13 protein-coding genes and 1 tRNA gene are annotated in these 13,073 nt (G+C 39.0%); 9 read left to right on the top strand and 5 right to left on the bottom strand.

The window, feature by feature from the left end:
• The first annotated feature begins 123 nt into the window (after positions 1 to 123).
• The 4 genes from AC0IWT_RS00480 to AC0IWT_RS00465 are packed head-to-tail and all read left to right on the top strand — an operon-like array spanning position 124 to position 4,858.
• Positions 124 to 1,470 (top strand): M20/M25/M40 family metallo-hydrolase, encoded by a 1,347-nt coding sequence (locus AC0IWT_RS00480; RefSeq protein ID WP_471795510.1) that lies wholly within the window; start codon positions 124 to 126, stop codon positions 1,468 to 1,470.
• 39 nt (positions 1,471 to 1,509) lie between these two features.
• On the top strand, positions 1,510 to 1,983 hold the full coding sequence (locus AC0IWT_RS00475; protein WP_471795509.1) for a TspO/MBR family protein: 474 nt from the start codon (positions 1,510 to 1,512) through the stop codon (positions 1,981 to 1,983).
• Positions 1,984 to 2,039: 56 nt separating this feature from the next.
• Positions 2,040 to 4,331, top strand: a complete 2,292-nt coding sequence (locus AC0IWT_RS00470; RefSeq protein ID WP_471795508.1) for a patatin-like phospholipase family protein — start codon at positions 2,040 to 2,042, stop codon at positions 4,329 to 4,331.
• On the top strand, positions 4,328 to 4,858 hold the full coding sequence (locus tag AC0IWT_RS00465) for a hypothetical protein (RefSeq protein WP_471795507.1): 531 nt from the start codon (positions 4,328 to 4,330) through the stop codon (positions 4,856 to 4,858). The genes AC0IWT_RS00470 and AC0IWT_RS00465 overlap by 4 nt, the downstream gene beginning before the upstream one ends.
• 62 nt (positions 4,859 to 4,920) lie before the next feature.
• Here the strand turns inward: AC0IWT_RS00465 and tamL are convergent, their stop codons facing one another.
• Complete coding sequence (gene tamL, locus AC0IWT_RS00460; protein ID WP_471795506.1) at positions 4,921 to 7,323, bottom strand: translocation and assembly module lipoprotein TamL; 2,403 nt, start codon at positions 7,321 to 7,323, stop codon at positions 4,921 to 4,923.
• On the opposite strand from tamL, the gene AC0IWT_RS00455 reads away from it, so the two are divergent.
• The 5 genes from AC0IWT_RS00455 (at position 7,314) to AC0IWT_RS00435 (ending at position 9,759) form a co-directional block, all read left to right on the top strand.
• A complete protein-coding gene (locus AC0IWT_RS00455) occupies positions 7,314 to 8,060 on the top strand; it encodes a TrmH family RNA methyltransferase (protein ID WP_056870950.1) in 747 nt (248 codons plus the stop codon). The two genes, tamL and AC0IWT_RS00455, sit on opposite strands and share 10 nt — an antisense overlap.
• 69 nt (positions 8,061 to 8,129) lie before the next feature.
• Positions 8,130 to 8,203, top strand: a tRNA-Cys gene (locus tag AC0IWT_RS00450).
• 34 nt (positions 8,204 to 8,237) lie between these two features.
• The gene (locus tag AC0IWT_RS00445) at positions 8,238 to 8,408 is read left to right on the top strand and encodes a hypothetical protein (protein WP_056870951.1); all 171 of its coding nucleotides are present in this window, start codon (positions 8,238 to 8,240) and stop codon (positions 8,406 to 8,408) included.
• 111 nt (positions 8,409 to 8,519) lie between these two features.
• On the top strand, positions 8,520 to 9,185 hold the full coding sequence (locus AC0IWT_RS00440; RefSeq protein ID WP_471795505.1) for a DNA alkylation repair protein: 666 nt from the start codon (positions 8,520 to 8,522) through the stop codon (positions 9,183 to 9,185).
• Between the two features lie 127 nt (positions 9,186 to 9,312).
• Positions 9,313 to 9,759: a VOC family protein gene (locus AC0IWT_RS00435; protein ID WP_471795504.1), complete on the top strand. Its 447-nt coding sequence runs from the start codon at positions 9,313 to 9,315 to the stop codon at positions 9,757 to 9,759.
• Positions 9,760 to 9,842: 83 nt separating this feature from the next.
• On the opposite strand, the gene AC0IWT_RS00430 is transcribed toward AC0IWT_RS00435, so the two are convergent.
• The 4 genes from AC0IWT_RS00430 to nudK form a co-directional block, all read right to left on the bottom strand.
• Positions 9,843 to 10,874 (bottom strand): quinone-dependent dihydroorotate dehydrogenase, encoded by a 1,032-nt coding sequence (locus AC0IWT_RS00430; RefSeq protein ID WP_471795503.1) that lies wholly within the window; start codon positions 10,872 to 10,874, stop codon positions 9,843 to 9,845.
• Positions 10,875 to 10,971: 97 nt separating this feature from the next.
• The gene (locus AC0IWT_RS00425; protein ID WP_471795502.1) at positions 10,972 to 11,622 is read right to left on the bottom strand and encodes an NAD(P)-dependent oxidoreductase; all 651 of its coding nucleotides are present in this window, start codon (positions 11,620 to 11,622) and stop codon (positions 10,972 to 10,974) included.
• Positions 11,623 to 11,690: 68 nt separating this feature from the next.
• Positions 11,691 to 12,101, bottom strand: a complete 411-nt coding sequence (locus tag AC0IWT_RS00420; protein ID WP_056870496.1) for an Rrf2 family transcriptional regulator — start codon at positions 12,099 to 12,101, stop codon at positions 11,691 to 11,693.
• Positions 12,102 to 12,310: 209 nt separating this feature from the next.
• Positions 12,311 to 12,895, bottom strand: coding sequence for a GDP-mannose pyrophosphatase NudK (gene nudK / locus AC0IWT_RS00415; protein WP_471795501.1), 585 nt, complete (start codon positions 12,893 to 12,895; stop codon positions 12,311 to 12,313).
• Positions 12,896 to 13,073 lie beyond the last annotated feature (178 nt).

Here is a 13,073-nt window from a genome sequence, read left to right as displayed (position 1 = left end):
CCAAGTCATCAATCCAAAACCATTAACACGCCGAATTTATGTTTAAATTGTTACAGGACTTAATGCCCGTAGTGCGAAAAAATTCGGTTAATTCGATACATTAGCCTTCCAAATTATTCTGGCATGAAAAAATTATTTTTACTCTTCTTTTTTAGTGCATTAACACTTTCATTAACAGCACAAACAACCGTTAACCGCAATGCTGATATTGAAACCATGGTTAAAACGGTAAACGCAGACTCGCTGAAATCATACATCACCAAAATGGTGTCGTTTGGAACGAGAAGTACGATAAGCGACACAAAAAGTAAAAGCAAAGGAATTGGTGCCGCGAGAAACTGGGTAGTTAGTAAGTTTAGTCAGTTTGCTAAGCAAGGCGATGGAAGATTAACCGCTTTTTTAGATACGGTTACCATTAAGCCTGACGGAAAACGTGTTGACCAGCAAATCGTTCTGGGAAATGCAGTAGCCATCTTAAAAGGAACAAATCCGGAAGATAAAAGAATTTTCGTAGTAAGCGGGCATTTAGACAGTCGCGTTACCGACGTGATGAACAGCGTTAGTGATGCACCGGGTGCAAATGATGATGGAAGTGGTGTGGCTGGCGTTATCGAGGCCGCCCGCATTATGAGCAGGTTCAAATTTGGCGCAACCATTATTTTTGTTGCAGTAAGTGGTGAGGAACAATCGCTACTTGGCTCGGGTTTTATGGCTGCCAAAGCGAAAAAAGAAGGTTGGAATATAGAAGCCATGTTAAACAACGACATGATTGGAAGCAACAACGCAAGCGAAACTCAAATTATAGACAATACCAAGCTCAGGGTTTTTAGTGAAGGCTTACCAAGCTTCGAGTTGGACAGGAATGCGAAAAACATTCGCCAGCTGGGCCTGGAAAACGACGGCAAAAGCCGGCAGCTGGCACGCTATGTAAAAGAAATCGGCGAGCGATATGTAGACCAGTTAGAAGTTAAGTTAATTTACCGTAACGACAGGTTTCTTCGCGGCGGCGACCATACACCATTTGTTGAAAACGGATTTGCTGCCGTTAGATTAACCGAAATGAACGAAAATTTCGATCACCAGCATCAGGATTTAAGAACCGAAAAAGGTGTAAAATATGGCGACTTAATCGAATTTATGGACTTTGAATATTTAAGAAAAAATACTGCAGTAAATATCGCCGTACTTGCCAATCTTGCAAAAGCACCAATGGTTCCGGCAGAGGTAAAAGTTGACGTAAAAAACCTAAGCAACTCCACATTTTTGTATTGGAAATCGCCGGCGGCTGGCGTTAAAGGCTTTTTCGTCTTAATGCGTGAAACAAGTAGTCCTGTTTGGGAAAAGAAATTCTTTACTACCGCTAAAGAGTTGCGTTTGCCTTATAGCAAAGACAATTATTTATTTGCGGTGCAAAGTGTAGGTATTGATGATAGTGAGAGTTTACCTGTGGTGCCTACCGTGGGCCGATAGCTGGAACATTTGCATTTTACCGTCGTTTCACTTCAAATTATGAAATTCAAACCCTTAGCTTTTATCCTAAATATTGCCCTAACTTTGAGTATCGGCGCATTAGGCGGTTGGGCGACTGCAAAGTCGGTTCAAACCTGGTACCCAACACTTAACAAGCCTTCTTTTAATCCGCCAAACTGGTTATTTGCCCCGGTATGGACATCACTCTACCTTTTAATGGGCATATCTGCATACCTGGTTTGGATAAAAAGGGATACAATTACACATTTCCCACGCACTGTGGCCATTTACCTTATTCAGTTAATCCTCAATCTGGCGTGGTCATTTATATTTTTTTATCTGCACGAAATTGGTTTCGCCTCATTCGAAATACTAATTTTATTGGTTGTTATTATTGTAAATGCCTTAATGTTCTATAAAATTAATAAATGGGCGGGCCTAATATTCATTCCCTACATCCTTTGGGTAAGTTTTGCATCATTTTTAACATATAACATTTTCTTACTGAACTAAATTTTAAAAGAAAACCTTATTTTTAGAATGTGGTAGCTTTTAAAAGATTCTTGCTGATGCTTTTGATTTTTTGCTGTGTCCAATTGCATGCGCAAAAGGTTGGCCTTGTATTCAGTGGCGGCGGCGCGAAAGGTTTAGCACATATTGGCACACTAAAAGCCCTGGAAGAAAATCACATACCGATTGATTATATTACCGGTACTTCGATGGGTGGTATTGTAGGTGCAATGTATGCCGCCGGGTATTCGCCAGCTCAGATAGAAAAAATCGCCACAAGCGATGACTTTCAGAATTGGGTAAATGGAAGATACACCAGCGATTATACTTATTTTTTCGAAAAAAATGCACCCAATGCCTCTATGCTGGCAGCAAAAGTTGCTATCGATACTGGTTTCCATTTCAGTTTCCGCTCCAATCTAATAAATGATATACCACTAAATTTTGCATTCTTAGAACTTTTCTCGCAGGCATCGGCCGCATCGAAAGATAACTTCGATAATCTTTTTATTCCTTACCGATGCATGGTAGCCGATGTACTTTCGCAAAAAAGCATAACCGTTAGTAAGGGCAGTTTGGCAGAAGCAGTGCGGGCAACTATGACTGTTCCCATTATTTACCGGCCGATAAAGCTCGACGGAAAATATGTTTTTGATGGTGGCCTATACAATAATTTCCCGGTAGATATTATGGAAAGGGATTTCAAACCTGATTACATTATCGGCGCCAATGTTTCTTCGAAAACCTACAATGAGTATCCTAAAAACAATGATGATCGTTTGATGAATCGTTTTTTGGTATTTATGTTCCTGTCCAAATCAGACTCTACAATGGTTGGGAAAAACGGCGTCTATATCCAGCCAGATTTGACGGGCTACAGCGTTACTAATTTTACGCCGGTAGAAGATTTAATAAAAAAAGGTTACGATGCAACAATGGCCGATATGGACCGCATTAAGGCTTTGATAAGCAACCGGGTTACAGACGAAGAGCTGGAAAAAAGAAGGGCAAAATTTAACAGCAAAAAACCAGATTTAGTGTTCAGCAATATAACGGTAAGCGGCGTAAATGAGCAGCAAAAACGTTATGTAGAACGGCTTTTTAAAAGTGATAAAAAAACGTTCAACTTACAGGATATTAAACGAGGTTATTACAAGCTTGTTGCCGACCAGACTTTCGAAACCATTTACCCGAAAATTGTTTATCAACCAACAACAGATAGCTATACTTTTGAAGTTGTGGCCCAGCCGAAAAAAAGCTTTAAGCTGGATTTGGGTGGCAACATATCAACCAGGCCAATAAGTAATGTCTTTTTGGGGGTGCAATACAATTACTTAAACCGTAAATCGTATACCTTTGGAACGAGTTTTTATTCGGGTCGTTTTTACGAATCTGTTCAGGTAAGCGGCCGAATCGATTACCCAACAAAACTGCCATTGTTTGTGGGTGCAGAGCTGACTTACAACCACTGGAATTTTTATAACACCAGCCAGATTTTTATCGAAAACCCACGCCCTATTTATATTGAACAGGCAGATAGAAAGATAGACTTGATGATGGGCGTTCCGCTAAATTACAATACCAAGGTTATGCTACATTCATCGTTTATCAACAACAACGATCGTTACAGTCCTAACAATACTTTTGCGGTGGGCGATTTCCTTGACCAAACGATTTTTAATGGTTTTAAAGGTGCTCTGAATTTAGAGAAAAACTCATTAAACCGGAAACAATATGCCAGTCGTGGGCAGCGCTTTTTACTCAGCTTCAATTTCACAACTGGAAGGGAAAACTACAACCCGGGCAACATTTTCAGAAACACTGTTCCGGCGAATACAATTAAGCCTTCAAATCATTTGAGGCAATGGGTTGGTGTAAAACTTACTCAGGAAAACTATTTTCTTCACCTAAAAAAATACACACTGGGTTATCTGGTCGAAGGCGTAATTTCAAATCAACCTTTGTTCAATAACTATTATTCAACATTGCTTGCTTCGCCTGCATTTTACCCTTTGCAGGATAGCCGGTCATTGTTTCTGGATAAATTCAGGGCTTCTACATACGCCGCCGGAGGGTTGAAAAACGTATTCAGTTTTAGAAAAAACCTCGACATCAGGCTGGAAGGTTATCTTTTCCTCCCACATAAGGAATACGAGCTTGATAACCTGCAAGATGTTGTTTACGCGAAAGCGATAACGAAGATTAGGTACGCAGGCACCGCAGGCTTAGTTTACCACACGCCGGTTGGCCCTGTAAGCTTAAGTTATAACTTATATAACGATGCGATTAAAAGAAATGGTGTATTATTGCATATTGGCTATTTAATTTACAACAAACGTTCTATAGAATGAAACGAGGATTTATCTTAATTTTTATTTGCCTAACAGGCTATTTCGGCTTTGCTCAAACGGCGGCCATTAATAACTTTATCGTTAAAGAGAACCTGCTCAAAAATAATAAGCTTGCAATTATTGCTGCAGATTCGCTTGATGTACCGAATGAAAATATAAACGGAATTTACACTTTCAGCGTTAGTGGTTTTACCCAAAGCTTAAAATTTAATGATGGGATTGCTGTGCTGCCGCTACCAATAGAACGTTCTACCTTCATCTACTTAAAACATCAGAACGATTCTGGCACACACAGTAAACTGGTTTATGTTTACAAAAAAGATGCAGATTTAACACCATATCCAATCAACAGCCTTTGGTTATTCATCATCCCAATTGTACTGGTTATTTTGGCCTTCGCATTTCGCAAGCTCATCATATTTGCAGTAATTATTTTTCTGGCTTTTGTATATTTTAATCACAGTAGTGGGTTAAATATTGCCACTTTCTTCGAAAGTATTTTTGATGGCCTGAAAAACCTGTTTTAGCTAAATAAACGGCAAGATTTTAAACGCTCTGCAGTTCTAACCGAATATTAAGCTTTTGCTGACTAAAAAGGCATACCTATGCCAAAATTGTATTGGAGAAAACGGTAGGTATCTGGGCCATGTGTTGCGTTATAAGTGTTTTTGAAATCCCTGCCGCCAGATAGAAATTTGCCAATTACCCATTGGTCGGAACCCGAGAATTGTGGATCTTTAAGCTTTAGGCCAATGTCGAATCTGAAAACAAAGTATTGTACATCGTAGCGTAAACCAATTCCGGTTCCAATTGCAAGCTGTTGCACAAGCCTGCTTAATTTAAACATCTTTTCTTCTCCATCGCTGGCATTTAAATTCCAAACGTTGCCATAATCTACAAAAGCAGCGCCTTTAAGCGAGGCACCAAAAAATTTCTTGAGCAGCATGTATCTGTATTCCAGGTTACCTTCAATTCGCATCTCGCCGAGTTGATCTAAACCAAAAAGTGCTTTTCTGAGTGCATTTCCAACAGAATCGGTTCCCAGCGTTTCTCTATTGTAATTACCCGGGCCAATTGTTCTGGCCTGCCAGGCTCTGATGCCGCTTGAACCACCTGCAAAAAATTTCTTTTCGAAAGGCATTCCAACCAAACGGGAATTACCGTATGCATAACCAACGCCGACGTTTAAACGGGCAACAAACTGCCTGTCGCCGCCCAAATGCTTGTAATACCTGACATCAGCCTCCGGCCTTATGTATTGAGTAAATGGCAAGCCTAAAAATTTAGCTTGCTCACCTTTGTCTATATCAACTTTTTTGCCCGAAAGATTAGAAACCAGTTGCAACATGTTCCCAGCCATGTCCATAGCACCTCTAAAGTAAATGAAGGATCTAAGCTGATTTAGCTTGTCGCCATTTAAGGTATAGTTGTATTTCATGCCGAGCGTAAAATCTTTCCTGTCTAACAATGTTGCATAATAAACATTGCTTACAAATGCACTGTCGCTAATTTTATCGCGTTCAAGGTTTCCAAACCGATACTCAAAATTTAGAGGTGTAAATGAGTGCAGTTTCGACTTGGTTTCAACCCAATCGTAAGTAATTGAGTTGATGAAAATCCTTCGTACCGAAACATCCTTTTGTAAGGCATAAATATAACTGGTCGAAAACGTGGTATGTGGCATTCCGTTCGCACCCAAAACAGGGTTATAAAAAGGGATCATCAATCGTGGAACGCTGATGCTTGAACTTATCGAAAAATCTCGCTGATAAATATCGCTGAAAGGAGAAGCGCCATTTCCAATTCTGGATTGCAAACCGCCTTTAACCTGCAATTCGAATCGCTCTGCGCCCCTGAAAAAGTTATTATTTGTATAAGTATTGCTGAGGGTAAAGCCCACTGTACCTCCGTTAAACGGCACCTCGCCTTCTACACGATTGCTCATTACCTTCTGCGGTGTTAACAAAATTATCGGATTTATTTTGTTTGATGTACTGTCCTGATTGTAATAATCTATTTTAACATTTTTAAAGATGTTTAATTCATAGAGCCTGTCGTAGGTAAGATTTTCATTCCTTATATCATACATTTCGCCCCTTTTCAAAAAATCATACCTCAGTATCGGGTTTCTACGGTAACGTTTAGATAAATCGGTAAAAGAAACGCCACGGGTGGTATCTCTGTTTACATAGTTTCGAAGTGAATCTGGAAAACCGTCAGGACTTGGAGCAATAATCATGTAAGTGGTGCCAATATTATATTGCTTATGGTTTCCGGATGGTGGATTAGTTACGTTCAGCCTTAAATCAACCTTTTTCACATCAGTAGTTTCAATAACATCAAAATTTATGTAAGGTCGGAGAAAGTAAAAATATCCATTCTCTTTCATTACCCGGTAAATCTGCTCTCTCTCATACGATAATGAATCAGAGTCATATTGCATGCCCGGGCGCAGGTGTGTAAATTTCGACTTTTCAGCATGATAAATGCCTTTGATATTTGGTGTGTAAATCGAGTCGGAAAGTTTACCGATAAAAGATGTAGGACCAGGATCTGCCTTAAACTTAACCTCTGCCTTTTTATCTTTTACTTTTATATCAGATGTAACCTTCGCCTGAAAGTACCCCTTCCCTTTTAAAAACTTTTCTATCTGTGTTCTGGATATTTCCACGAGCGTACTATCCAGAATTGAAGGGGGCGTACCAAAAGGCTTAATATCTGTAGTTTTATAGCGGCCATCTTTGGTGTTAAACAGATTATACAGCGGAACATTAATACTAAAAGGTGATGATGGGCGAATATCTTTCTGAACATAGTTATAAGCCTGCTCTTCAAACTTAGCATCAATGCTATCGATGGTAACCTTTTTAACTATCGATTGGTAATCAGGAATGTATTTAGTTGATGAACAGGCCTGCATTAAAACAATAATAAATAGTAATATTGCAGGGCTTTTCAGTTTAGAACATTTAAAGGATTTGTATGCTTTCAAAATCTCAGATTAGTTTTATTAAGTCGTTACATCAAAAAAAATACCGTAAAGAAAATGGATTATTTCTGGTTGAAGGTATAAAATCAATTAAAGAATTTATACAATCTCCTTACCGCATACACACTATTTTTTACCTTAGCGAACACTCCGGTTTGTTACCCAAATTACCAGCAAATATAAACTTATTTGAGGTAAACAACGTTGAATTGGGTAAGATTAGTACTTTACAAACCCCGCAAGGATTTTTAGCCGTAGTTCATTTACCGGAAAGTAAGCCGGCTGATTTGCAAAACCTGAGGAATCAGTTTACAATTGTGTTGGATGGCGTGCAAGACCCGGGTAATATGGGTACAATTATTAGAACTGCTGATTGGTTTGGTTTTAAAAACATTATTTGCTCGGAAGATTGCGTAGAAGTTTTCAACCCAAAAACAGTTCAGGCAACCATGGGTTCACTCGCCCGCGTAAACGTTCATTACAATGATTTAAACGCACTTTTAGAAAACAATCAGATTCCGGTGTTTGGTGCCTTGCTTGAGGGCGAGTCTATTTATCATACCGATTGGAAAAAGGAGGGTTTAATTATTTTAGGTAACGAAGGGAAAGGAATTTCGGCTGATGTGATGAACAAGATTACTAAACCTGTTACCATACCGCGGTTTGGCGAGGCAGAATCGCTAAATGTTGCCGTTAGTGCTGCTATTTTTTGCTCGGAAATCGCCAGGACGCAAAATTAAATCGCATTAAAATTCATTTATATTTGCGGGCTAACTAATAATTGCTATTTTTGCAGCCTTGAATTTAAGGGTCGAGTGGCCGAGTGGCTAGGCAGAGGTCTGCAAAACCTTCTACAGCGGTTCGAATCCGCTCTCGACCTCCATTTGTACAAATAAAATAATTAAAAGGTTATTACCATGGCAGTTACCAGATTAAAAAGAAAAGACAGAAGAAATAAAAATACAGCTCACCAAGAGGTAGATTTTTTAAAAAGAGCAACTAACGTTGAGTTAGGAAGTCGCTCTGCACAACCTAAAAACGATCAATTAGCTAAAAACAACGCTGTTTTAGCTGCTTTGGCAAAATAGTTTTAGATTTTCTTCTAAAAAATTTAAGCATCCTTCTGATCAAAGGATGCTTTTTTTGTGTTCAAAATGCTGAGAAATAAATAAATTTGGAAACAGAAATTTTGAGCGAATATGAATCTTCACGAAACTCTTGCAGAATTACAATCACTCGCCGACGAAAAAGTTCGTAAGCAACACTTAAAGAATGGGGCCAGGGAAAATCTTTATGGCGTTAAAATGGGCGACATCAGAAACCTGGCGAAGAAAATAAAAGTAAACCATGCTTTAGCAATTCAGCTTTGGGAAACTGGAAACATAGATGCCAGAATGCTTGCGATTCTCATCCTCGAACCAAAAAAATTATCAACGCAGGAGATTGAGCAAATGGTTTCCTCAGAAAACTTCGCCTGGGCGGCAGATTGGTTCTACAATTACGTAATTAAAGACTTACCCCACAAAGAACAATTTAGGGAAAAATGGATGAACTCAGCCGATACAATGCTTGCCCGTGCGGGCTGGAGCCTGATGAGTGGCAGAATCGTTAGAGCGCCACAAGGTATTGATATCGACAAAACTTTAAAACGGATAGAGTTAGACATGGCAGATGCAGCGCCTGAGGTTCAGTGGACCATGAACACCACCCTGGCTCAAATTGGAATTAATCATCCGCATTACCGTGAGCAGGCTTTGGCAATTGGCGAAAAACTCGGAATTTACCGCGACTATCCCGTTTCAAAAGGCTGTACATCACCTTTCGCACCCATATGGATTAACGCCATTGCGGCCAGAAATAAATAAATCTTCACCAACGGACTACAACTAAATAGAATAAAATAAATTTTTATACCTTTAGAACAAATCATTCTCCTATAGCCATCCCAGATGTTTACAACTGCTTTTAAATAGCTAAACTAAATAAATAAATATGGCAACAGTAAATGTTTACTTAACATTTGATGGCAATTGTGAAGAAGCCTTCAAATTTTATCAATCGGTTTTCGGCGGTGAATTCCCTTATATCGGCAGGTTTAAAGATATGCCACAGGAGGATCCGAATTGCGAACCAATGAATGCGGCAGATGGCAATAAAATTATGCATGTAACCCTGCCAATTAGCAAGGAAACCTGCTTAATGGGTAGCGATACAGGCGGCGAATGGGCTTCTCAGTTTCAAAAGGGAAATAACTTTTCGATTTCAATAAACGCTGAAAGTAAGGTTGAAGCAGATAACCTTTTTAATTCCCTTTCAGCAGGCGGACAGGTAACCATGGCTTTGAATAAAACTTTCTGGGGTGCTTACTTTGGTATGTTTTTAGATAAGTTTGGCATTGCCTGGATGGTTAATTTCGATGAGCAACCCGCCACGTCATAAATAAAATTGATCGTAAAAGTAATTTATAATTTAAAAGGCAACCCGTAGTGGGTTGCCTTTTAAATTTTTAGCGCTTGCAAATATTAACTTACCAAAGCTTTACAAATTGATTTAATTAAACCCGGACCTTCATAAATAAAACCGGTATACAATTGAACCAAACTTGCTCCCGCATCCAATTTATCCTGGGCGTCTTGCGCAGAATGAATTCCACCAACACCAATAATTGGAAAAGCTTTGTTAGATTTTCGGGAAAGGTATTTTATAACCTCTGTTGAACGATCTTTAACCGGCTTACCGCTTAAACCACCCATTTCTTCTGCAATTGCTTTTTCGGTAGCTAAGTTTTCGCGGCTTACCGTAGTATTTGTTGCAATTATCCCTGCAATTTGAGTTTCAGCTACGATTTCTACAATATCATCCAATTGTTCATTAGTTAGATCTGGCGCTATTTTTAATAAAATAGGTCTCGAAATGCCGTGCTTTTGGTTACGCTGTTGTAGCGTATTCAGTATTTTTTTTAACGGTTCTTTCTCCTGCAAGGCTCGTAAACCAGGGGTATTAGGAGAACTCACGTTTACCACAAAGTAATCAACCACATCAAACAACCTATCGAAACATTTTATATAATCGCTAACGGCATCTTCATTCGGGGTTGCTTTATTTTTGCCGATATTTCCTCCAACAACAATATCTGGATGTTTATCTTTTAGCAAACGCAAACGTTCGGCCATAACATCAACCCCCTTGTTGTTGAAACCCATCCTGTTAATTAAAGCTTCATCATTTGGCAAACGAAACATTCGTGGCTTATCGTTTCCAGGTTGTGGCATTGGCGTTACTGTGCCTACCTCGATAAACCCAAAGCCAAGATTACTCAATGCCTCAACATATTCGCCGTTTTTATCGAAACCGGCAGCCAAACCTACGGGATTACGGAATTTGATGCCGAAAACCTCTTTTTCTAATCCCCGGATGTGAACATCGAAACTACTTCTTATGATGGTTTTTCCGAGCGGAAACTTGTCATTAAACCACTTCAACCGCTTCACAACGAAATAATGTACGTTTTCTGGGTCAAATTTGAAGAATATTGGTTTAATTAGGCGATACATGCAACGAAGATAAATAAAATATGGAAAATGTAAAGATGGAAAATATATAAGGGTAGTTATCGCATTTTCCACCTTACATCACTACATTTTATCCGAACTAGTAAGCCGCTGTAAATTGTTCCTGGTGATGAGCATTGTTTTCAAGCTCATCGGCCAGCACAATCGCCAAATCTTCAACTGATAAAACAGAACGACCATCTTCGTTAAAAACAGGAGAAGTTTTACCTAAACGGTATTTCCCGGTGCGACCGATGTTAATCCCCGGGTGCATCTCAATAGCAGGACTGAAAAATAGCCAGTCTAGTTCTTTTTCTTGTTTCAAAATGTTGAAATAATCTCTCACTGCAGAAGCGCCAGGATAAATCTCCTTCGGAAATTCCGGACCATCAACCAACTGGCTACCATCAATTTGCAAAGTGCCGGCTCCACCGATAAAAATATACCGCTTTACATCAGATGCTTTAACGGCTTTTTGGATTGCTTCTGCGCCTTTTATCGTGTCATCATAAAGGTTTGGGTTAGTCCACCCGGCATTAAATGCACTAATCACCGCATCTGCGCCATTTATTGCTTCGGTTAATTTTTCAGTATCCAAAACGTCAACTGCTACATTGGTTACTTTTTCATTTGTGCTTTCAATTTTGTCGGTATTGCGGGCAATTGCAATTACTTCATTGCCACGACTAATTAACTCGTTTAAAACGGCTTTACCTACAAATCCTGAGGCGCCTATTAATGCTACTTTCATGTTATTGTATTTTAATTATAAAATTTATTAATTGTAATATATTTTGTTACAGTTTTGGTTAAAAAAATTTATTTAAACTTCGAGGTGAAATCGGCCAAGGTTTGTGTTGACAAGTTTTCAATCAAAGCATTTTCAGCTTCGCTGTAAAGCGTATTAAGGTGTTCGTTAATTTGTCTGCCAATCGGGCAATTCGGGTTCGGCTCGTTTTTGTTCTGACCTAAAATATTGCTGCTCTTTACGGCTTTGTAAACGTCTCCTAGGTTTATGTCAACCGCATTTTTGGCAAGAAATGAACCGCCACCCTTCCCTTCTTTGCTATCTACAAACCCGTGTTTGCGTAAGTTAATGATTTCTTTACGCACCAAAACCGGGTTAATGTTGATGCTACCCGCCAAATAATCCGAGCTCACTAAGCTACCTTGCGCATCATGAAGCAGGGTTAAAATGTGTAATGAGACTGGAAATCGACTATTGTTCATTCTGTAATTATTTTTATTACAGTACAAATGTAAACAGATTTCTTTAGAAACAAAATTTATGGCTAATTATTTTAAAAACGTTCACTAAGTTTAGGGATGTGAAACGGATTGTCTATAATATTAGACCTAATTTTAAACCGCAGCGGAAAAACGTTAATACATTGTTTAAGCCATAATATTTTTGAAATCCTACCGAAAAAACCTATAGATTAACGCATTAGGTTGTTAACCTGCGCATACTGTAACAGCATAATGGTTTTGCCATCTTTAATCTCACCGGTTTCTAATTTGTTCAATGCATCAGAAAAAGAAAGTTCCAGAACCTCAATGTTTTCCTGCTCGTCGTGATGGCCGCCACCTTCGTTAACCTTCATATCTTTTGAATATTCTGCCACGAAGAAATAAAGGATTTCAGTAACCGAGCCCGGCGACATATATGCCTCGAAAACCTTTTTAACGTCTTTAATTTTATAGCCGGTTTCTTCTTCGGTTTCGCGTTTAATTGCCGTTTCCGGATTATCTTTATCCAACAATCCTGCACAGGTTTCAATCAACATGCCGCTTTCGTTGCCGTTAATATACGTTGGCAACCGAAATTGTCGGGTTAAAATTACCGTTTGATTCGCCCGGTTATAAAGTAAAATGGTGGCACCATTACCCCGATCATAGGCTTCTCGGTTTTGGATTTCTGTTGTGCCATCTTTTCTGGTGTATTCAAAAGTGATTTTTTTTAGCGTATACCAATTATCTGAAAGCACCTCAGTATTAATAATTTTAATGTTGTCGTTTTTCATTTTTCGGGTGACTTGGTAATCAAATGTATCATTAATTTTCATTTGATGCATGGGTAATGTTGAGCTGTTTGAGCCAGAAAGAAACAATTTTTTCAAAGCCACGAATTTTCTTTATAAACCTGATTGCAGTGGAAACCAAAAGCTTTTTCTGCTTTTGTTGCAACGGACAGCAGGAACA

It is taken from the genome of Pedobacter sp. AC464 (assembly GCF_979253075.1).
The sequence above is the reverse complement of the archived record's forward strand: the minus strand, read 5'-3'. Positions and strand labels throughout refer to the sequence as shown.

Coding starts and splice junctions, on each gene's coding strand:
- AC0IWT_RS00480 (WP_471795510.1), top strand. CDS start 124: ATGAAAAAATTATTTTTACTCTTCTTTTTTAGTGCATTAACACTTTCA.
- AC0IWT_RS00475 (WP_471795509.1), top strand. CDS start 1,510: ATGAAATTCAAACCCTTAGCTTTTATCCTAAATATTGCCCTAACTTTG.
- AC0IWT_RS00420 (WP_056870496.1), bottom strand. CDS start 12,101: ATGAACAATAGTCGATTTCCAGTCTCATTACACATTTTAACCCTGCTT.
- AC0IWT_RS00470 (WP_471795508.1), top strand. CDS start 2,040: ATGCTTTTGATTTTTTGCTGTGTCCAATTGCATGCGCAAAAGGTTGGC.
- AC0IWT_RS00445 (WP_056870951.1), top strand. CDS start 8,238: ATGGCAGTTACCAGATTAAAAAGAAAAGACAGAAGAAATAAAAATACA.
- nudK (WP_471795501.1), bottom strand. CDS start 12,895: ATGAAAAACGACAACATTAAAATTATTAATACTGAGGTGCTTTCAGAT.
- AC0IWT_RS00440 (WP_471795505.1), top strand. CDS start 8,520: ATGAATCTTCACGAAACTCTTGCAGAATTACAATCACTCGCCGACGAA.
- AC0IWT_RS00425 (WP_471795502.1), bottom strand. CDS start 11,622: ATGAAAGTAGCATTAATAGGCGCCTCAGGATTTGTAGGTAAAGCCGTT.
- AC0IWT_RS00435 (WP_471795504.1), top strand. CDS start 9,313: ATGGCAACAGTAAATGTTTACTTAACATTTGATGGCAATTGTGAAGAA.
- AC0IWT_RS00430 (WP_471795503.1), bottom strand. CDS start 10,874: ATGTATCGCCTAATTAAACCAATATTCTTCAAATTTGACCCAGAAAAC.
- AC0IWT_RS00465 (WP_471795507.1), top strand. CDS start 4,328: ATGAAACGAGGATTTATCTTAATTTTTATTTGCCTAACAGGCTATTTC.
- AC0IWT_RS00455 (WP_056870950.1), top strand. CDS start 7,314: ATGCTTTCAAAATCTCAGATTAGTTTTATTAAGTCGTTACATCAAAAA.